Below are 21323 nucleotides of genomic sequence, written 5' to 3'. Positions count from 1 at the left end.
AGGACTGGGGAAAATTATGTTTTTAGACCCCTGGAGAATAAGATGAGCTTTGCTGAGCTTTCGATAAAACGACCCATTTTCATTACCTGTACAATCGTTTTGATTTTGATTACAGGTTATCTGTCCTTAAACAAATTGGGAGTCGACTTATTCCCCAATATTACAATTCCAGTAGTGACTGTTACGGTTCCTTATCCCGGAGCGGCACCAAACGAAATCGAAACACTGATTGCAAAACCAGTCGAAGACGAATTGTCTACGATTTCTGGTGTGAAGCGAATCAAGTCCATCTGTAACGAAAGTTTGGGGACTGTGGTTGTTGAATTCACAATGGAAACAGACGTGAAATATGCAGAACAACAGGTCCGCGATAAAATTTCAGCAGTAAAACCGAAGTTACCCGATGATGCGAAAGAACCTATTATTAGAAGGATTGACCCTGCAGACCAACCCATTATTATCTTAGCATTAAGAGCTGATCTTCCTGAAGCACAAATTTACGATATTGCAAACGAAGAGATCAAACAGATATTACTCACAACACAAGACGTGGGAAACATCACCATCTATGGCGGACGAAAAAGAGAAATCCATGTAGAATTGGATCGGGACAAATTAAAATCCCATATGATTTCTGCTTCTATGGTTTCCAATCGTTTGGCTTCTGGTGGAACCAACATCCCAGCAGGAAAAGTAAGCCGCTCCGACAACGAATTAGTATATAGAACCATCAATGAGTTCAAATCCCCTGATGAAATTCGTGACACACCACTTTCTCTTTTTGGAAACGAAGTACCGATTAAAATAGGTCAGTTGGGAGAAGTAAAAGATACAATGGAAGATGAAGCTTCCCGTGCCTACTTTAACGGGAAAAAGGCGGTCTTTCTTCTTGTATATAAACAATCGGGAGCAAACACGGTTGCCGTTGCCAAGGCGATTAAAAAAAGGGCAGCTGATATCAATAAAGATTTATCAAGAAGAGATGGTTCTCTTTTCCTTGCCATTGCAAACGACAACTCCACTGCTATCGAAGACAATATCTATGATGTAAATGAAACAATCTTTATTGGGATTGCACTCACCATCATCGTAGTTTTGTTATTTCTTGGTAGTGTTCGTTCCACTCTGATCACTGGCCTTGCGCTTCCAAACTCGCTACTCGGTGCCTTTATTTTGATGGCGATTGCTGGATTTACAGTCAATGTAATGACACTACTCGCACTCAGTTTGGCAGTTGGACTTCTCATCGATGATGCGATTGTGGTTCGGGAAAATATTTTCCGCCATAGAGAAATGGGAAAAACCGCAAGGCAGGCATCCATTGACGGAACCAAAGAAGTAACTCTTGCCGTCATTGCAACAACAATGGCTGTCATCGCAGTGTTTATGCCGATCGCGTTTATCAGTGGGGTTGTTGGGCAGTTCTTAAGAGAATTTGGACTTACAATTTGTTTTGCCTTACTCATCTCCCTTTATGACGCCCTTACCATTGCGCCTATGTTATCTGCTTATTTTGGTGGAGCTGTTGCGGGTCATGGCGGTGGTCACGGAGGAGGACATTCTCATGGTGAACCAACTACTTCCAAATCGAAGAAAAAATCCAAAGAAGAAGAACTGAATTACGTTTCGATTCCCGCCGAACGAGGAAAAGTTGCTCAAATTTTGTTTCTAGTTTTTACCCCTGTTCGTATCGTTCTCAATGTATTAAATCTTGGATTGGAAAAAGTTTTGGCTGTATTCAACCGATTCCAAACAAAACTAGAAAATCTTTATGCAAAAATCTTAAAATTCACTCTTCGTTTCCCAATTCTCATTATTTCTGGTGCGATCTTTTTATTCGTATTTAGTATTTACCTTACTAAATATGTTACAAAAACTTTCTTACCAGCCCAGGATCAAGGAAAGTTCCAAGTAACTTTGGACATGCCTCCAGGTACATCTGTTGATAAGATGGCTACAGTTGCAAAAGAAGTGTATGAAAGTATTTCAGCACACAAAGAAACAAAACAAGTAGCGATGTTCAATACGAACCGAACCACTTCTATGTTTGTGGAAATGGTGCCTTCGAAACAAAGAAATGTCAACACTAGCCAATTCAAAGATATTTTAAGAAAGGAACTAGCAACCACTCACCGTTATGCAACTCCGATCGTAAAAGATATTGATAACGTCGGTGGAGGACAAAGACCTTTTGTACTTGTTGTGAGCGGACAAAAAGGTGAGGAAGTACAAGAATACGGTTTAAAACTCTTAGAAAGATTAAAAAAATCAAAAGCTCTACTCGACGTAGATACAAGTTACAGAGCAGGATCTCCTGAATTTCGAGTGATTCCTGATCGCGCCAGAGAAGTAATGTTAGGTGTTTCTGGTTCTGCTATTGGTATGGAACTTAGAACTTTGATTGAAGGAACAACTCCTGCTGTTTATAGACAAAACGGTGTGGAATATGATATCCGGGTTCGATTGAAAGAAGGCCAAAGGAACTTAAAAGAAAGTTTCTATCAATCCTATGTGCCGAACTTCAACAACATCATGATCCCAATTAAAAACGTTGCTACTTCCGAAGAAACAACGGGACTTGCAACCATCAACCGATTGAACAGAAACCAGTCGTTAGAAATTTATGCGGATATGGCTCCAGATGGTCCAGGGATGGGTGGTGCGATTGAAGAGATAACCAAAATCACTGAAACAGAACTTCCACTTCCATCTTCCGTAAGAATCAATTATCTGGGACAGGCGGAAAACTTCAAAGAGTTAGGTTCTTCGATGGCGATTGCAATGGGTCTTGGTATCCTATTCATCTACATCGTACTTGCTTCACTCTATGAAAGTTTCATCACTCCGATTGCCATCATGTTGGTGTTACCGCTAGCGTTATGTGGTGCCTTCATTGCACTCTTCCTTGCCAACGAGTCTATGAATCTCTTTTCCATGATTGCGCTGATTATGCTCATCGGTGTCGCTACCAAAAACTCAATTCTACTTGTGGACTTTACAAACCAGTTGATCCAACAAGGAACTGAGATGAAAGAAGCGATCATTGAAGCGGGCCGAGAAAGACTTCGTCCGATCCTTATGACCTCATTCGCGTTAGTTGCCGGATTTTTACCGATTGCCATTGGTTTGAACGAAGCATCAAAACAAAGAACAAGTATGGGTTGGGCTCTCATCGGTGGTGTCATTTCATCAACGTTACTCACTCTGGTTGTGGTTCCCGCTGCCTTCTCTTATATTGAAAGATTAAACAATTTCATCAGAAGACATTCACCAAACCCAGACGCAAAATAAAAACATAGAAATTTCATTTAGAAAATTCTTTTTACAAACCCCACTTTATGTGGGGTTTTTTGTATTCAGATCATCATCCACAAAATCATTCTGAAACTTTGGGCACCATCTCCGGCCATCAGTCGACGAGGGCGCTCCTTCTGTCCGGGGTGCGCGTATCAGTACAATCTAACCTGAAATTTCTATAAAAAATCTTGAAGATTGTATAAATATTACGAAAATTATTTTCTAAGTTATGAAAATCATCACGATTGCCATTTGTTTGGGATTTCCTTTTTTATCTTTGGTTTCCCAATCTACAGAAAATAAACTCAATGTTCTAGATCGGAAGGCCTACGAACGATCGATACAAAAAAATTCCAATAAAGAACTTATTAACTTAGAAAAGAAAATTCCTGGCATTACTTTGGATATCAAATACGCAACTCGCGATAATTTTACCAAACAAGTTATCTATAAGGAACCCAAAGCTTTTGCCAGAAAACCAGTCGCAGAAGCACTAAGAAAAGCAAACCTTGAGTTTTTACAACTTGGCTATTCCATAAAAATATTCGATGCGTATCGACCTTATGCAGCCACAGTCAAATTTTTTGAGATTGTGGGAGATACAAGGTATGTGGCCTCACCCAAAACCGGTTCACGGCATAACAAAGGTTGTGCGATTGACTTAACTCTTGTGGATCAAAAAACAAAACGGGAACTTTCCATGCCAACGGAATACGACTCCTTTCGAAAGGAAGCTTGGGCCGAAGCCTCCGTTTCTGATCCAGAGATTTTAAAAAACCGAACGATTCTAATCAGTACACTTAGTCAATATGGATTTCGTGTGAACAAAACCGAATGGTGGCATTATGATTTTTTGGATTGTTCTGGGTTTGAAGTATTGGACATTCCTTTTGAAGAATTGGAGTAGGGGTTTAGATTTCTACCCAGATAACATTCGTTTTTTGATAGTAATCCTCCCGCGCCAGCGATTGGAGTGGAAATCCGAAGGATTGGAACGAAAAGCGCGGTCGTTACTAGGATAAAATTTAGATCAACTAACGAATTCGAGGCGCCCTGAGAAAAATGGAAAATTATATTTAGAAAATAAAAAAGCACCGAAGTTTCCCCCGATGCTTTCAAAGTTTTTGATTCCGTTTTGATTCTGTATTAACAAATCAGAAAGAAATCAAATTGTGAATTGTAAATTATACTGCGTTGACGACTAAATCTCCACCGGCTTTTACTTCGCCCGCTTCGTTTTTTGCTTCTACCAGTACAGTCACAGTTTTTTTACCATCTTTTTCAAATTTCTTTTTGATGGTTCCAACGATGGTTAGTTTTTCGCCGAGTTTCGTCATGGCTTTGAAAGTCACACCAAAGTATGCGATGTCTTTTTGTTCTGCCCAAGAAGTACAAAGTCTTCCTACTTGTGCCATAACATACATACCATGAGAGATGGTTCCATCAAGGCCTGCTTTCCTTGCGAAATCAGGATCGTTGTGGATGGGGTTAAAATCTCCAGATGCTCCCGCATAACGAACTAAATTTGCATGTTCGATGACTGGGATGTCGAGGGATGGAAGGGACTGACCAACTTCTACTTTATCAAATTCGATTTTTGCCATTGTTAGCCTCCTGTATTAATCCTTACGTATGAAGATCGCCATCTCAGCAGAGAGAATAGGATCATTTTTTTCATCATAGATGGTTGTTCTGAATGTTACGATTTCTGCTCTTCCCGATTTTACATCGGCAATTTCGGACTGTGCGTACACTTTGCCCGGATACAGAATTTTGTGGTACGTATATTCTTCTTTTAAGTGAAGGATTTTGGATAGATCGATGCCGAGTTCGGCCATATCGTTCCAAATCTTTGGGTATCCCCAAAACATAATGACTGTAGGGAAAGTCGGTGGAGCAGGAACATCAGAGTATCCAGCTTTTTTTGCTTCTTCTACGTCAAAATAGATTGGGTTTTTTTCGTTGATGGCGAGGCAGAATTCTTTGATCTTTCCTCGTTCCACTGTGAAATCAAAACGATCTAGTTTTTTTCCAACTATATCTTTGGTTATTGCCATTGGCATTTATCTCCTTAGTGTTTGTCGATCCAAGCAACTAAATCTTTGAAGACGATAGCTCTGTCTTGTGGGAGTTCGTTCATGGTTTCGTGGTACAATCCGTCATAAATTTTCATTGTTTTGTCTTTGGAATTTACCTTTTCAAAGGCATCCAAAGTTCCTTGGACAAGGGCGATTTGGTCATCCTTTCCATGGAACATATAAATTGGTACATTGATTTTGGTAGCCGATTCCAATGCGAGACCATAACAGTTAAGTAAATAATCACCAAGATAAGCTCCTACGTTTCCGTGGACTAATGGGTCTTTTACATACTCATCTACTATAGACTTGTCATGAGAAATCATTTTGACATCGAGTCCTGTGGGAACAGTCAGAGTGGGTGCTAGTTTTGCTAAAAATCCACCGGCACCTTTTTTGATGTCCATCACTAGGTCTGTTTTGACTTTGATGGGAAGGGCACTACAAATGTAAGCATCTAAATCATTTTGATAATTGTCTGTTGCTGTGTAAAGAAAGGTAACAGCAGCCCCCATAGAGTGACCAAGTAAAGTTACCTTACTGACACCTTCGTTGCGTTTGGCGATATCGATCAGTTCTTTGAGGTCAGCAAAAAAATCAGAGAAGTGAGTGATGACACCGCGACGTCCATCGGATTTTCCATGACCTCTGGCATCGATGAGGTAAATGGCGTAATTGCGTTCTGCCATTGCTTCTAACAAAAACTTGTATCGACCACCGTGTTCCCCAATTCCGTGGTGGACAACGAGTACACGTTTGACTCCCGATTTTGGACGATAGACTTGGTAATAAATCGATCCGCCGTCTTTGTTTTGAAAGGTAGACTCCTCACGGGAGTAGGCTTGTTCCCAATTACTCATAGATGTCAATGATGAATGATAGAAACCTAAAAAGAAAGAACTTTTCCTGTTCGTCGGAAACGAGTTTTCCAAACTGGTTCCATATGCGAGCGACCGTTCCTTTCGCCCTTACGATCTGTTTTTGTCTCCTCAGCTGTTTGAACAAATCGGAAAGACGTTTCCCGGTGGATTTGGTTTTGGAATTACGAAATGCCAAATCCAAAATCTCGATTTCCAAAGATCCCTTACCCTACCATTGGAAAAAAAATCCCGGTCGCCAAAGTAACCTTCCCCTCTCTCGCAAATGGGAAAATACACAAATCACATTCAATACAGACAAAGAGATATTTTTAAACCATTCCCTGGATTCTCTTTTTTTTCCCCCGGGCCAGGAGTATGAATTTAAAGTTTCAAAAGGGAGTTACGAGTTTTCTTCGCTAGTGGGTTTGTTAGGCGAAAAAGAATTTCAAACTCAAATTTCTGGAAAATTCAAAATTTATTCAGGTGATATACTTTTAAAGGAATGGGATCGCTCTGGATCAGAAAAGGAGAGATGGACTTCCAAAAAAGAAATTTTGGAAATTGGAGAATCGGGATCACTCAGATTTGTTTGGGAAAGTGGAGACAGTTATCTTTTTGTCGGTGAACCTTTGTTATATCCAGTGGATGAGAGTCCATCCGGAAAAAATGGAGTCGGACAACCAAAATCTGTGATTCTCATTGTCATTGATTCGGCAAGGAAGGATTTTTTTGGATCTTATGGGTATCCTCATTCTGTTACACCCGTGATGGACCGGATGGCAAAGGAATCGGTGTTTTTTGAAAATCCTTTTGCCAATGGGAACTGGACCAAACCTTCGATGATGTCATTTTTTCATTCGGAATATTCATCTAACCTCGGTTTGGGGAATTCTTGGTTTTCCACAAAACCCTACCAGAGAAAAGTTTATTATGGAAAAAAACGTGACAACTTAGCCAAAACCTTTCGTGAAGCGGGTTACTTTACCCAAACGATTATGAATAATGTTTTCTTTTTGGATTACACTACGGTTGGTTTGGATTTGGGATTTCATAATTCTTTCCAAGTGGGAATGGACATTGTAGACACAGAGGTTCTCACAAACAAGGCGATCCAATTTGTTTCCGAATACAAAGACAAACCTTACTTTCTACATTTCAATTTGAACACTCCTCATGCTTCTTACTCTCCACCACCAGAGGATATGGCTGTGGTTCGTTCCCTTGTTCCTTCCGATGTATTTTACAAATATGAATCTCCGGTGCAGAGATATTTGGGAGAGATGCATTATACGGATCGGGAAATTGGCAAGCTCGTGGAGGCGCTAAAAAAACAAGGAACCTATGATGAAACCATGATCATTGTCACAGGCGATCACGGGGAATTATTCAGTGCCCATCATGATTATAGTTATCATTTCATTATGCAAACCAGGTTTGGTCATGGGGAAACTCATTATGATGAAGAAATCAATGTTCCTTACTTTATCAAACTCCCCAAATCCATCCAAGGGAGTTTAGGATCAGAACTTGCGAAAAATGCAAACACTGGGCAAATCCGAATTTCGGGCCAGTCTTCCTTGTTGTCCCTCGCTCCCACCATTCTTGGTTTTTTAGATTTATTACCCAAAGAATCCACTTACAAAGGGGTTGATTATTCTTCTTGCATTCGCATAACAAATATTTGTCCCAAAGAAAGTTTTATTTATACCGAAGGGAGGATGTCGGAATCGGTTCGGACAGAAAATTATAAATACATTCGTCGTTATCCTGGATTTACGACGGTTAGGCGAACATCGGCAGGGGAACCCCATACCATGGCCGAAGAATTGTATGATTTAAAAAAAGACCCAGAGGAAAAAACCAACTTAAGTCCTTTACCAGAAGGGGAAAAACTTTTACAAATCGCAAGAACCGACTTCCGTCGTGAGAATTTTTTAAAACGAAATCATTTGCGTGTTTTGATTCCACCTTGTTCGGAATCTCTTTGTCGTGATTTTCTTTCTCTTAATGTCCAAGGATCCATTTACGATTGGGAAGTTTCGGATGCCATCCAACTGATTTCCGGTTCGGCAAAAACAATTTCCTTACAAAAGGAATCGAAAGAGACACCAACAAATAAACGCCTCGGTGAAGAAGTCGTATTCAAAACGGTGAATCCAGAACTGGGAGCTAACTTTAGTTTTTCCCGCAATGGAAAAACGATTCCTGTTCGTTTTGGAAGGTATGGATTGGAATACCAAAGGTCAATGCATCACCTAGAAGACTTGATTGTTTCAGAAAGACAACCGGAAGGATTCCCTACTTCAAATTTGCCTTGGGTGTATAACGATGGTGCCTTTAGTGGAACCAGAGAATCCGAAGTACAACGAGAGATGGGCAAAGAAGTAAAAAAAATATTAGAAACTTGGGGTTATATTCACGAATAATTGCTCGTATTGGTAAAGGGGTTTGGCTTACTTATCAAGACAATTGTATGAAAGATTCTTTTATCCCTCCTCGTTTTGAATTTCCCTTTGCCTTGGGGTTGGACTTAGGTTTCCCCATTCTTTCCAAACTCCTCTTCAATATTGATGGAGTAGAAATAACAAAAGAAGATGAACTCCATCTCAAAGAAATCAAAAACAAAAGGGTGATGTATTTATCCAACCAACCGAGTGAAATCGAACCCATCATTGCTTATCATGTTGCCAGTAAAATGGGAACTAGATTCCATTTTATGACCTCACGTAGTATTTTTAATTGGGGTTTTGGTTTGGTGGGAGAGATCATCAAACGAGTGGGTGCTTTTTCTGTCATTGCGGGAACTCTCAATCGTGATGCGATTAAGGTCGCTAAACAGATATTATCCGAACCAGATGGCAAACTTGTGATGTATCCAGAAGGGATGGTCTCCGGTGAAAATGATAACTTGGTATCATTTATGCCAGGTGTGGCCCAAGTTTCTTTTTGGGGATTGGAAGCAGCTCTTACAAAAGATCCGAAAGCAGAGTTATGGATCCAACCTAGCTTTGTGAAGTATAAAATTTCTGGTTCCCGTGATTCGATCCTTGCCGATATTGAAACTTCTCTTTCTCGGATTGAACGAAAACTCAAACTTTATCCAGGTGGAAGAACCTTACTCCGTAGGTTTTTAACCGTTGGTCGCGTGATGTTGGAAGAAACCGAATTTGAACTAGGAATTCCAAGGGCGGAAACCGATGGAAAGGATTTTGATTACCGGTTGGGTAGGGCAAGGCATACGGCTCTCAATTTGGCGGCTTCCATTTTAAATGTGAAGTTTCATGAATCGGACAATGCCATCCAAAAAATTCGAATTCTTTTTATGTCATTGGATAGTTTGGCTGCAGGGGCTCCACTTTCTTCTACACCAAAAAACCTTACTGATCAAAATATCCGTCGTGCCAAACAGCTTGTGGACACAGCTTACGCCTTTATCATCACCAAACCCAAAAACTTAATCCAATGGCCGTCAGCGGAACGTTTGATGGAATGGATTTGTAGTTTTGAAAAACATATTTTTGGAAAAACAGAAGCAAGAGCAAGGGTTGCCCATGTGGTTGTGGCACCTGCCTTTTCCTTGGCACCATACTACCAAACTTACCAGTCGAACAAAAAAGAAGCCATCCAAAGTTTACTCGGGGAGATTCGGAAAGAAATGGAAGTCCTTATGGAACGAGGGAAAAAGATTAGCGAGCCTATCGTCCCACCTTATTCTGTGGGACTTGATTTACAAATCGGTTGATCCTTTAGTCCAAAACTAAAGTAATTTCTACGCGGCGGTTTTTGTGTCGGTTTTCTTCTGTATCATTGGGAACCATCGGAACATCGTCAGCGTATCCTTTGAAAGATATATGTTTTTCATCCATTTTGTAGTTATCAACTAACGAATGAAGTACGGACTTGGCTCTGTCTTCGGATAGTTTTTGATTGTATTCTTTTTTTCCGATATTGTCTGTATGACCAGAAACTCGAATCTCCCGATCAGGATATTTTTTTAAAATTTCCGCAATTTTTGCGACCGCGGTTTCTGCATCGGGTTTCAGTTTGCTATCATTAAAATCAAAAAGAATAGAATCTAATGAAAACACAATTCCATCTTCCGAAGTTCGTACTGTGATAGGAAGTTTCCCTTGGACATCTTGGTTTTCTGGCGCAGTATTTTTATCAGGTGTCGGTACTTCGCCTGTATCTGTGATTCGTCCTATGTTTTCCCCATTCGGTTCTTTTCCATTGGTCGGAACTCTGTTATGATCACCTAACTTCGCATTATTTGGAACTCCCGAGTAGCCGACAATCAAATCTTCCAAAATATCTTCCCGAATTGTTTCTTTGTCTTTAGCGTTTACTTGGTTGCGGAGGAAATAAATTCCTTTGATATGAAAGTTTGCTTCCTGAACGGTTCCATTGGGATATATAAATGTATAAGATAATTTAACTTCTTTGAATTCAGGAACACCTCTGCTTGCATTAAAGAAAACTGTTCCCGAAGCAAAACCAAAAATTTTGTATGGTACGTTTGGTACCATTTTTTCACCTTCTGGTTTGGTATAAAAGATGGGATAGGTGTAAGTGATCTTTTCACAATTTCCTTTGTAGTTTCCTTCTGACCAAGGATGAATGCCTTGGAAGGTATATTCAGGAAGGACTTTGACACGGATACGTTCTGCACTGAAATCGAAAGACTCTTCTGCAGGTAATTTCCAAATATCAGAAACAGAAACTGGAGTGTCGGGAAAACTGGGAAAACTTCTCAGGTTTGGCATAATGAATTCGTTTGGAACTTCATACTTACCATTACGAAAGAGAGTGAAGTCAGATAAAAACTCTTTGTCCTTCCAAAAAGGGCCAGATGTTTTTCCATACCGAATGTATGTATCAAAAAATGCATTCACCAAACAAGAATCAGATGAACATTTTTTAGGTTTCATCACCACTCTGTTTTTATCTTCTCTTTCCACCGTTTTAGTTCCTACGCGGAAAAATACATCATGGTATTCATTCAGTTCTAAAACTTGGTTTTCTTTCCATTTCCACTGGAAGGTGGTTTTCCCTGTTTCTTTTGCAGTTGAGGTCACAAAAGGGAGAAAAATGACAAAACAAAATACGAGTCGTCGGATTGTCTTCACATTGAAAAGATCGGGGTATTTTTTGAAAAACTGAGAGGAGAAAGAGAAAAAACTAGCGGTTTTTGCGATTGACGAAGGATTGATTTTTGGCTTTACCTGAATTACCATGAAAAACCTTTCTCTGCTTTTTTACATTTTGATTACAATTAATTTTGTCGCTTGTAAGGACAAACAAACCCTAAAAGTGGCTGGTTCTGAAACTATGAACAGTATGATGCGGTATTTAGGGACCGAATATGAAAAGGTAAATTCAAATGCTCGTGTAACAGTCGAAGGCGGTGGATCCGAATCAGGGATTGACCGTTTGCGAAAAGGGGAAATTGATATGGCAGTTTCTTCGCGTGACTTAAACCAAGCTGAATTTGATGACCTTCGTAAAACAGGAAATTTAGAAAAAGTAAGACTGGCTTACGACGGTGTCGCACTTGTTGTAAATCCAAAGAATACTGTAACCAAACTTAACTTAAGCCAAACCTCCGATATCTTTTCCGGCAAAATTAAAAACTGGAAAGAAGTGGGTGGTGTCGATGCTCCCATTTCGATTGTCATTCGTAACGATAAATCGGGAACTCAAGATTATTTCCAAAACCATATCCTCAAACGAAAGGATTTGGGTTTAAATGAGTTCAATGAATACAAATCCAATGTATTCTCAAAAGACGCTAAAATCGTAAAAGACAATGCGGAAATGTCAAAATTCATCCAAGAAAATCAAAATAGCATTGGTTATATGGGAATGGGATCTGCCATTGTGGAAAACAAAGACAAACTAAAAACTTTGGATTATGCAAAAACTAACAAAGATCCTTATATTTCTCCTTCCATCAGAAATGTTTATGATCGTAAATACAAACTAGCTCGCGAATTATTTATCATTTATAAAACCGATCAAGGTGATAAAATTGATGCCTTTGTTACTTTCCTTACCAGCGAACAAGGGCAAGTGGCCGTTTTACAATCGGGATATTTAAGAGCATCTTTGCCAGAAGTGGAAGTTTCGGCGGAGCCGGTGAAGTAGGATAATTAACCTAACCCCCGCGCCAGGGACCCGAAGGGCTTGGTCACCTGCCATCGTTAGATGGCTGGGGACGGGAGCGTAAGCGCACCCCGGAGGAGCCCGGTCGGTTTATGATTGGATTTGGTTCCACTAACCAATGCGAGGCGCCTGGAAAATAAAAACGGATACTCAGCTTTTTAATACACTAAGATTTGATTATTTTGTTGGTCAGCGATGTGTAGTTTAGTTGGCCCAGTTGGTTGAAGGATATTCCACAAATGATTTTCCTTAATTAAGAATTTGAATCCATCCCTTCCAATTTCGCCACATAAGGTAAGTTACGATACCGGCCTTGGTAGTCCAAACCATAACCTACAAGAAAATCATCCTCGATGATAAATCCTGGATAATCGACAGGGATATGTGGGTTTGCTTTTGATTTTTTCCAGAAGAGGGTAGCGACTTTCAAGTCTTTGGGATTTTGTTTTCCCACTTCTTCGAGTAAGTATTCTAAAGTTTTTCCTGTATCTACAATGTCTTCCACAAGCAATACAGATTTATTTTTGACTGAGTGTTTGAGCTCTTTAGTGATTTTTAAATCTCCAGAAGTGGTTGTGTCTCCATAAGAAGAGGCGGCCATAAAGTCTACTTCGTGTGGGATGGCAATGCTACGGCAAAGGTCAGCTGTGAAGATAAATCCACCGTTGAGGATTCCAATCACAACTAAATCTTTGCTTAGGAAATCACGAGAAATTTCTCTCGCTAGTTCTTCTACACGTTGGTGGATTCTTTCTTCTGAATATAAAGGTTTCATTCTTTGCCTATTTGTCCAGGGATCCAAAAAACTGCCAATTGGCAACTGCCCCAGACAAGATCTTTCCATGAATCTTGTGGAAAACTCAAGCCGAGAAATGAGGCCGTAGGAAATTTCTGAAATTTTGTGTGAGAGGATTCTCCAAAAAGTAAGGCAGATCCAAGTTCTTCCAACCCAGGATTGTGGCCCACAAGACAAACAGAACGTACGGAAGGAGAAAGGCCATGGAGTAAAAACAAAAGATCTTCCTTGTCCGCATCGTAGATGGCTTCTCGTAAATCCGGTTTGGGAAAACGAAGGATTTCTTTGCGTAGGAAGGCATAGGTTTTTTGCGTTCGTTCGGCGGGTGAAACCAAACATTGGTCAAATTCAAATCGACTTTCTTTTAAGTATTCGCGTAAGGCTTTGGATTGTTCCTTTCCGCGTCTGGATAGAGAACGTTCCAAATCAGAATCATAAGGTTCATCCCATTCTGATTTGGCATGACGAAGTAAATAAATATGTTTCATACCATTAGTTTAGTCGAAACAAATGACTAGGAAATCACGAAACGACTATTTTTGTATTTCTTTTTCGTATTTGGAAATGAGTTCGTTGTTGTTTTTACAAGAGAATTTTGTCCGCATTTGGTTGAGATGGTATTCTACTGTTTTTCTCGATTTTTGAATTCGATCTGCTACTTCGTTTTGAGACAAACCTTGCACAAGTAAATTCAAGATTTCCATTTGGAATGCGGAGAAAGGAAGTTGTACTTTACTCACTCCATCGGATACAAAAGAGCCACCTTTCATCACAAGATCAATGACTTCTGGCAATTTGGAGATGGGATCTGATTTTAACATATACCCATCAGCCTTGGCTTTGAGGGCATCTTCTACGTAGACTCGGCTTCCATGCAAAGAAAAGATGATGACTTTTGTGGGTTGGTGTTTTTCTTTAATTTCACGTAAAACGTCGATGCCATTCCGATCCGGTAAGTCGATGTCCAGAACCAAAACATGGATGGGATTAGATTCCAAAAAATGAAACAAATCAGCAGCAGTTCGAAATTCTCCGGCAAGAGAAAAGAAAGGATTGGATTTCAGGATAGATATGATTCCTTCAGTGACAACGGAATGATCTTCTAAGATGGCAATTTTAACGGATTCCACAGCCTCATGATTCTCAGCGCATTCTTCTCATCCATCCAAAAATCTTTCTGGGACTTACTTATTTTTTGTAGTTATCCCTTAATTTTACTCTTCATCATTTTTGGCACCACCTCCTGCCGGTTTGATGCTTATCCAACCTTACTGGCAAAAGATGGTATTCTTGATGCTCGCACTGCCAACTTTTCAGGGGAAACCATAAACTTAACGGGAAAATGGGAATTCTATTGGAACGAATTTTTAGATCCAAAACAAACGTCTCCAGAACGTAAATCTTATTTAAAAGTAGGAGTTCCATGGTTTTCTCAGGAGAACGAAGATGGTGAGGATTACCCTAGTTTTGGATTTGCTACTTACCGCCTAACGGTTCTTTTGCCAGAGGTAGAAGATACTTCGGATAAAGAACCGTACGCACTTCTGGTTCCGGTTTTACATAGCGCCTATAAGATGTATTTGAATGGGGAACTAATTGCTGAGAACGGAAACCTGGCAAAAACGGCAAAAGATCACATTCCTTCTTTTCAAATCAAAATTGTTCCTTTAAAGGGAATCTCTAAAAAATTAGATTTGGTGGTTCATGTTTCCAATTTCTCTCATAAGTATGCAGGTATTCACGGAATCATTCGTTTTGGAAAATTACAAAATATCATTCGTATCTGGAATGTAAATTATACAGTCACATGGATTCTTATGATTTTCATGGCACTTCTTGCCATATATCATGCGTTAGTGTATTTTATCAATCGATCCGAACGAAATGCACTTAGGATGGCTTTTGTTTATTTGGGAATTTTGATTTTAGCATCCACGCTCATCGAAACAAAAATTCTATTTAACCTTTTTCCCGATGAATACTGTGTTCCTTTGTTTCGACTCTCTCGCCTTGGTATTATTTTGATTATGTATTTTGGGGCATACATTCTCCTGAATTTAACCCAAATGCGTTTTTTCAGACGGGTGATCAGTTTTTTAAAACTTTATGCTTTGGTATTTTTTGGGGTTGCCGTTTTGACTCCTGTTTCGCATCTCGCAGAGATTTCTTTTTATTTTGAATCGGCATCCGCTGTATTTGTATTTTTAGGTTTGATCTCTGTGTCCGTTGCTTTGTATTTCCAAAGAAAAGAAAGTCGATTGTACTTCTTTAGTTTACTTTTGGCAATTATCGGTGGACTCATTGATTTGTTTTTGATCACCAATCCCAACTTTGGGTATAGGCCAATGGGTCTTGTTTCTCTGTATTTGTTTATTTTTCCACAAACACTCGGTGTGACTTTTGGTTTGGTTCGTGTTTACAAACGATCCGAATCTTTATCAAAGGAATTGTACAAAAGAAAAGAAGCCCTCGAGAAAAAAGTAAAAGCACGTACTTTAGAACTAGAAAAAGCAAATCGTTGGAAAGCAAACTTTGTTTCTCTCATTTCGCATGACTTACGTTCGCCGCTCAATAGTGTGAATCAAATCTTAGATGTAATCGATTTTAGTTTTAGTGAATCTACCGAAGAAGAAAAAAAGAAATTTTTAGAGATCTGTAAAACGGGTGTCACCCAATCCCTTCGGATGTTGGAACAACTTCTGGATGTCAGTCGGTTTGATGCCATTGGAACCAAACTCATCCAAACTCGGTTTTGTGTGAACGAACTCTTAAACGAAATCATTGAATCAGTCGAACCACTCGCTACTCTCAAAGGGATTCGAATTCAGAAAGAAACTCCCATCCAAGCAGAAATCATTGCTGACAGAACTTTAATTGGAGAAGTGTTTAAAAATATCCTAACCAACTCGATCAAATATTCTTATCTCAATTCCGAAGTTTGGGTCGGTGTTTCTTACAAAGGGAAATGGTTATCTGTCGAAATTCGTGACCGTGGACTTGGGATGAGCGAAGAACAAATTCACAAACTGACAGGGGAAGAAAATATCAAAAGCCTTCCAGGAACGGCTGGGGAAAGGGGAACAGGGCTCGGTTTACAACTTTGTATGAATATCCTCGAAGCCCATTTTGGAAAACTTAGAATCAAGTCTGTACTGGGAGTGGGATCTTCTTTTGAAATTTCTTTATCTAAAAGTACAAAATCTGTTCTTCTTGTAGATGATTCTGGAAACTTCAGGTCAGACTTAGCGGAGGTTATGCGAAGAAATCAGTGGATTGTGATCGAAGCAGGAAATGGGGAAGAGGCTTTGTCACATCTCTCTCGGATCACACCGACACTACTCATCACCGATTTACAAATGCCTGGGATGACCGGGATCTCACTGATTCATGAATGGGAAGGGCGTCGCCACAAAGACCAAAAAATTCCAATCATTTTGATTAGTTCCGACGCCCCTCTATCTGGTGGCGATAAATTTCTGGAAGAAGAGGGATTGGAATCTATTGTTTCTGCTTACCTTTCGAAAATGTATAAGGCAGAGGATCTCTGCCAACAAATCGAATTTATTTTACCCTAACACACGTTCCATGTGATTTTTGATATGAAGGCTATGTGCCACATCATATTCTTCTTTGGTGAGTTCTCCATATGCGAAATGAGGTCTTAAAGACGATTCTTTTGTTTTGGAAAAATCATCAATGGCTTGGATGAGTCGTTTGATTCCAACTTTGACTTCTGTGGCATTGGAAATGTCTTCTCCACCAGGAATGGGTTCTTCTAGTCCATGACTCATTTTGTTTTTGAATGCAAAAATAGAAAAAGCTACCTTCCCAACAGAACCACGAAAGATAGCGGACTTCATTTCCGGATATCCTTTGAGAGAATACTCAATGCTTTGGGCACAGTGAGCAAATACCTTCCCCGCACTCCAGTTTCCAGAAAGTTTGATCCCTTCGGGATCGGATTGTAAATTCACTAACAATTCACGAAGGTCAGCAAGATCATCTGCTTCCGCCCAAGGGGATTCTTTGGATGGATCGGATTTTGAATCTTCTTTTGTTGTCCCTTCCGCACGAAGAGGTACTTGGAGGAGGGTGTAAGACAGGGCTGTTTTTTTTAAGAATTCTTTACGTTTCATTAGTATTTTCCTTTTAGACTGATTGGTTTTTCTGGTTTTCCGCGGAGTTTCATATTTAGGAATTCAACGATCACAGAAAAACACATAGCAAAGTAAATATAACCTTTAGGGATGTGTAATTCCAGTCCTTCCCCAAGAAGTGCCACTCCAATCAAAATTAAAAAACTAAGGGCCAAAATTTTAATTGTAGGATGTCTATCCACAAAGTCGGAAATACTCCCACTGGATAACAACATAAATCCAACAGACAAAACAACGGCGGTAATCATCACACCTAACTGGTCAGTCATTCCCACAGCGGTGATGACGGAATCCAAAGAGAACACAATGTCCAAAATCATAATTTGGATGATGACTTTCGTAAAGGAAACAGGTTTGCCATTTCCTTCCGCGGAATCAGACTCTCCTTCTAATTTGTGATGGATCTCTGTAGTGGACTTGGCGATCAGAAAGAGCCCTCCCAAAATCAGAATGATGTCTCGGCCGCTAATGGCATGGTTGATGATTGTAAAAATAGGAGCCGTGAGTTTCATAATGAGAGATAAAGAAAAGAGTAAAAGGATTCTTGTTCCCATGGCGAGTATCAGTCCAATTTGGCGAGCAGACTTTTGTTTTGTTTTTGGCAACCGAGAAGATAGGATGGAGATGAAGATAATATTATCGATCCCCAAAACAATTTCTAAAGCAGTTAGGGTAAAGAGGGCAAGCCATACCGATGGGTCGGAGAGAATTTCAATCATAACGTATCCTAAGGTGCAAAAAATAAAAAATGAATCAATCTAAATCTATGGTTAGGGACAGGTAAGTGTAAAACTACCGTCTGTAAAAATACCAACCCGCACATTCTTCCACGAGCCTTGTTCCCTTCCACAAATCCAAATTTTCTTTGTTATCTGTAATCCCCCAAGAAAATTCATCGAAAGGTTTTCCCCCTAGGCCCTTGTCCCAAGTTTGGTTGGAAATCCAGGGATAGTAGACCCCTTCTTTGGTAAAAGGAACCAGAGTCCAATTATTGTCGGAAAAGGCATAACTGTATTTGATGGGCCAATAAGTGGCAGCTCCTGGAACTTTTGAATCAAACTTAGATAAACATTCCATTCGATGGGCTCGTTTGGTTTCTCCTTCCTGGATCTTTTTGGCGAGAAGGGGGTATTTATGGTTATAAAAGAAAACGATCCCGATAAACAAAACGAAGGTGGCGATGCGCCGAACGAGTGGTAACATAAGAACCAATCGAACGATGATAAAGATCATACAAAATGGCAAAAACAACAAGTAGCGAAAGTTAGGTTCTATTTGAAAAATAAATAAAGCAATCACCGAAAGGAAAGGCAAAAAAAGAAAAACCAAATCTAAAAAATGTTTTTTCAGTTCTAAACGAAGGAATAAAAATAAAATATAAATGACACAAAGGGAAAAATATAAATAAAACCAATCGGAAAATAGCGGATGTTTGGTGATGGACTCAACCACTCCTGAAATCCAAAGTTTGGGATCTTTAGAAACCAAATCAATTGCAGTTTGGATTCGTTCCATCGTGGGAAGTTCTTTGGAGGTCAAAATTCCAATGCCTAACTTTCTGATTCCTTGTTGCCAAACCTTACCCAAACCAAATCCAAGAAAAACGAGTCCAATTGGATAAAGGGATTTTTTTTGCAAACGAACCATCGCATAGATCAGTAAAAAAGGCGCCACATTCACAAAGTACCAATATTCAGAAATCCAAATGAGGGAAATCAGAATGAGAAATCGGAAACCTTGGATGCGATTTTTGGAATCCCAACGGTGGATTTCATACAAGGTGTAAGCCGCAAAGAAAAAGGTCATGGCATGAAAGGCCGGCAAAAAAAACTGACCGAGGCTATTTGGCAAAACCCCAGCCAAAGTCAAAAATCCCAAAGAAAACAAATAGGCCTTTTTTTCTTTGAAACCAAGGGCTTTGGCTAAATAAAAAGGCATTACAAAGGACAAAAATCCAAAGGCAAAATGAAACCAGTATACCGATTTTAGAATCGGATACACGAGGATCGCAAGCACCATCTCAGGGAAAAGATAGGAACAAGGCGGAAGATTCCAACCGCGAACCCCCGTCCATCCACCGGCCCAAAAATCCCGAGCAAACAAATAGGGATAAAACACATCGCTATTGGTTCCCTCACCCAAATGGTGTTCGTAAATGGCGTCGTAAAATAAATGAAAGGCGCCAAATAGAACCAAAAGGACAAAAATCGGTTTTAAGTTTTTCAGTAACTCGGACATTTCCTTTCGAAAGTTTTGAACCTTTCTGGAAAATCAAGTTCCACTAAGATTCGTTTGTCGGCAATGAAAGGATGAGGGAATTCTAATCGTTTGGCAAAAAGTAAAAGTCCATATTGGGTATAGTCTTTTGCCGACCGAGAGTACAAAGTGTCCCCTACAACAGGACAACCCATCTTTGCCATATGAACACGAATTTGGTGGGTACGGCCTGTTTCCAATCCCAGTTTCATCAAACTAAATTTACGACCTGTTTGTGTTTGGACAATTTTTTCTGTTTTGTAATGCGTGGTTGCCATTCGTCCATCTTCACGCACACACATCTTCACTCGTTCGACGGGATGGCGACCAATGGGTAAATTGATGGTTCCTTCTGCTTCCACTGGGGCTTGTAAAACCCAAGCATAGTAAGTTTTATCCACGAGTCTGTCTTGGAACATTTTAGAAAGTGCTGCATGGGCACGGTCGGTTTTCGCAATGATGAGAACTCCTTCTGTGGGTTTGTCGAGCCTATGCACGATCCCTGGACGACGTTCACCGCCTGTGGCTGATAGGTTCTTGAATTGGTGTAACAATCCATTGACGAGCGAAGGTTGGTCGTCACCGGGACCGCTGTGGCAAGCAATCCCAGCTTTCTTATGGATAACCATAAATTCGTCCTCGTCATAGAGAACAGGAATGTCCATGGGGATGGGTTCGAGTCTAGAAGGTGGCCTTGCGATCACATTCACGACGTACTCTTCACCAAGAGTCACCTTATATCCGTTTTTAGTGGCCAGTTGTTCTTTGGTTTTGTTTGTCACAAATCCAGAATCAATCCACTTTTGAACGGTAGAACGGCTGAGATCGTCTCCGGCATTGTCTTTTAGAAAGACATCCAGGCGACTTTGGTCATAATCTTCGGAAACGGTTACAAATATTTGCATTTTCGGTTGTTATCTAATGAAAAGAACTAAACTATGGAAACATTAAGGTAGGTCAACTGATGAAAAAAGGATTTTTTTTAAGCCTCATCCTCCTCGCAGGTCTTTCGCTTTCATTAACGAATTGTTCGTCTTCTGAAGAAAAAGAAACTCCGAAAGACACAACTTCCACTACGGGAACAACATCCACTGTATCTTCCAGAGATCTCAATGCAGCTCTTTTGGATGAAATCAATGTAGCACTCAAAGACTACCGTTATCCAGATGGTGTTCGTCGCAGAGGTTTTAGCTACAAACAAGCGGACATCCAAGCAGAAGATTTCAAAACTTGGGCAAAAGACAACGTTTCTTACATCAAAGACGCTCTTGCAAAACTTCCTGAAGGATACGCTTTGGAAGTGACTGGCCACGCAGACGCATCTGGTCCAGAAGAAGCAGAAGGTGCTAAAAAAGGAAACGGATACTATTCACAAATTCGTTCTGATGCAGTAAAGGACGCACTTGTAAAACAAGGAATCCCAGCTGACAGAATCGTAACAAAAGCATCTGGTTCTGCTAAACCAATCTCTGGTTTTGATGAAAAAGACGGAATCAACCGCCGAGTGACTTTCCAAGTCGTTTCTAAATAAGAAAGTAACCTTTCTCAATTAGAGATTTTTCTCTAAATCAAACCCACCATTTGGTGGGTTTTTTTATGCCCTAAAAGTTTGGGCGCCTCGCATTGGTTATGCGAATAAAAATTCCATTCTATCACGACCGCGCTTTTCGTTTCAATCCTTCGGATTTCCACTGCAATCGCTGGCGTGGGGTGGAAA

The 21323-nt window shown here is 40.1% G+C and carries 18 protein-coding genes; 7 read left to right on the top strand and 11 right to left on the bottom strand.

Annotated features, from left to right (window positions below):
* The first annotated feature begins 42 nt into the window (after positions 1 to 42).
* Positions 43 to 3291 carry an efflux RND transporter permease subunit gene (locus EHQ24_RS09740; protein WP_135601456.1) on the top strand — a complete coding sequence of 1083 codons (3249 nt, stop codon included), beginning with the start codon at positions 43 to 45 and terminating at the stop codon, positions 3289 to 3291.
* A 235-nt stretch (positions 3292 to 3526) separates the two neighbouring features.
* Positions 3527 to 4204 carry a M15 family metallopeptidase gene (locus EHQ24_RS09735; protein ID WP_135601455.1) on the top strand — a complete coding sequence of 226 codons (678 nt, stop codon included), beginning with the start codon at positions 3527 to 3529 and terminating at the stop codon, positions 4202 to 4204.
* A 277-nt stretch (positions 4205 to 4481) separates the two neighbouring features.
* On the opposite strand, the gene EHQ24_RS09730 is transcribed toward EHQ24_RS09735, so the two are convergent.
* Genes EHQ24_RS09730 through EHQ24_RS09720 form a run of 3 tightly spaced genes read right to left on the bottom strand, consistent with a single transcriptional unit; the run spans position 4482 to position 6235 of the window.
* On the bottom strand, positions 4482 to 4901 hold the full coding sequence (locus EHQ24_RS09730) for a MaoC/PaaZ C-terminal domain-containing protein (RefSeq protein WP_100743941.1): 420 nt from the start codon (positions 4899 to 4901) through the stop codon (positions 4482 to 4484).
* 15 nt (positions 4902 to 4916) lie between these two features.
* On the bottom strand, positions 4917 to 5354 hold the full coding sequence (locus tag EHQ24_RS09725) for an FAS1-like dehydratase domain-containing protein (RefSeq protein ID WP_002988441.1): 438 nt from the start codon (positions 5352 to 5354) through the stop codon (positions 4917 to 4919).
* Positions 5355 to 5368: 14 nt separating this feature from the next.
* Entirely contained in the window at positions 5369 to 6235 is an 867-nt protein-coding gene (locus tag EHQ24_RS09720) for an alpha/beta hydrolase (RefSeq protein WP_135601454.1), read from the bottom strand.
* An 11-nt stretch (positions 6236 to 6246) separates the two neighbouring features.
* On the opposite strand from EHQ24_RS09720, the gene EHQ24_RS09715 reads away from it, so the two are divergent.
* A complete protein-coding gene (locus EHQ24_RS09715; RefSeq protein WP_135602429.1) occupies positions 6247 to 8661 on the top strand; it encodes a sulfatase family protein in 2415 nt (804 codons plus the stop codon).
* Positions 8662 to 8708: 47 nt separating this feature from the next.
* On the top strand, positions 8709 to 9977 hold the full coding sequence (locus EHQ24_RS09710; RefSeq protein WP_135601453.1) for a lysophospholipid acyltransferase family protein: 1269 nt from the start codon (positions 8709 to 8711) through the stop codon (positions 9975 to 9977).
* 4 nt (positions 9978 to 9981) lie between these two features.
* Here the strand turns inward: EHQ24_RS09710 and EHQ24_RS09705 are convergent, their stop codons facing one another.
* Positions 9982 to 11469, bottom strand: coding sequence for an OmpA family protein (locus EHQ24_RS09705; protein WP_135601452.1), 1488 nt, complete (start codon positions 11467 to 11469; stop codon positions 9982 to 9984).
* Between EHQ24_RS09705 and EHQ24_RS09700 the strand changes: the two genes are divergently transcribed.
* On the top strand, positions 11468 to 12379 hold the full coding sequence (locus EHQ24_RS09700; RefSeq protein WP_135601451.1) for a phosphate ABC transporter substrate-binding protein: 912 nt from the start codon (positions 11468 to 11470) through the stop codon (positions 12377 to 12379). The two genes, EHQ24_RS09705 and EHQ24_RS09700, sit on opposite strands and share 2 nt — an antisense overlap.
* Positions 12380 to 12650: 271 nt before the next feature.
* On the opposite strand, the gene hpt is transcribed toward EHQ24_RS09700, so the two are convergent.
* From hpt to EHQ24_RS09685, 3 genes are read right to left on the bottom strand one after another with little or no spacing between them, the layout of a single operon-like run.
* A complete protein-coding gene (hpt, locus tag EHQ24_RS09695) occupies positions 12651 to 13172 on the bottom strand; it encodes a hypoxanthine phosphoribosyltransferase (RefSeq protein WP_135601450.1) in 522 nt (173 codons plus the stop codon).
* Positions 13169 to 13681, bottom strand: coding sequence for a SixA phosphatase family protein (locus EHQ24_RS09690; protein WP_135601449.1), 513 nt, complete (start codon positions 13679 to 13681; stop codon positions 13169 to 13171). The genes hpt and EHQ24_RS09690 overlap by 4 nt, the downstream gene beginning before the upstream one ends.
* 45 nt (positions 13682 to 13726) lie before the next feature.
* Entirely contained in the window at positions 13727 to 14323 is a 597-nt protein-coding gene (locus EHQ24_RS09685; RefSeq protein WP_135601448.1) for a response regulator transcription factor, read from the bottom strand.
* Positions 14324 to 14329: 6 nt separating this feature from the next.
* Here EHQ24_RS09685 and EHQ24_RS09680 point away from each other — a divergent pair, with 6 nt between their 5' ends.
* Positions 14330 to 16768, top strand: a complete 2439-nt coding sequence (locus EHQ24_RS09680) for a hybrid sensor histidine kinase/response regulator (protein ID WP_167483072.1) — start codon at positions 14330 to 14332, stop codon at positions 16766 to 16768.
* Here the strand turns inward: EHQ24_RS09680 and EHQ24_RS09675 are convergent.
* The 4 genes from EHQ24_RS09675 to EHQ24_RS09660 form a co-directional block, all read right to left on the bottom strand.
* Positions 16760 to 17329 carry a DUF1569 domain-containing protein gene (locus EHQ24_RS09675; RefSeq protein WP_135601447.1) on the bottom strand — a complete coding sequence of 190 codons (570 nt, stop codon included), beginning with the start codon at positions 17327 to 17329 and terminating at the stop codon, positions 16760 to 16762. The genes EHQ24_RS09680 and EHQ24_RS09675 overlap by 9 nt on opposite strands.
* Positions 17329 to 18066: a TerC family protein gene (locus EHQ24_RS09670; protein ID WP_208725798.1), complete on the bottom strand. Its 738-nt coding sequence runs from the start codon at positions 18064 to 18066 to the stop codon at positions 17329 to 17331. Before EHQ24_RS09670 ends, EHQ24_RS09675 begins: the two co-directional genes overlap by 1 nt.
* 76 nt (positions 18067 to 18142) lie before the next feature.
* Complete coding sequence (locus tag EHQ24_RS09665; protein WP_135601445.1) at positions 18143 to 19588, bottom strand: hypothetical protein; 1446 nt, start codon at positions 19586 to 19588, stop codon at positions 18143 to 18145.
* Positions 19573 to 20511, bottom strand: a complete 939-nt coding sequence (locus EHQ24_RS09660) for an RluA family pseudouridine synthase (RefSeq protein ID WP_135601444.1) — start codon at positions 20509 to 20511, stop codon at positions 19573 to 19575. Before EHQ24_RS09660 ends, EHQ24_RS09665 begins: the two co-directional genes overlap by 16 nt.
* A 56-nt stretch (positions 20512 to 20567) precedes the next feature.
* Here EHQ24_RS09660 and loa22 point away from each other — a divergent pair, with 56 nt between their 5' ends.
* Complete coding sequence (loa22, locus tag EHQ24_RS09655) at positions 20568 to 21137, top strand: OmpA family outer membrane lipoprotein Loa22 (RefSeq protein ID WP_207762288.1); 570 nt, start codon at positions 20568 to 20570, stop codon at positions 21135 to 21137.
* Positions 21138 to 21323: the final 186 nt, after the last annotated feature.

It is taken from the genome of Leptospira noumeaensis, assembly GCF_004770765.1.
In the GTDB taxonomy this organism is placed as follows: domain Bacteria; phylum Spirochaetota; class Leptospiria; order Leptospirales; family Leptospiraceae; genus Leptospira_A; species Leptospira_A noumeaensis.
Note: the sequence above shows the minus strand (reverse complement) of the source record. Positions and strands in the feature narration are given on the sequence as shown.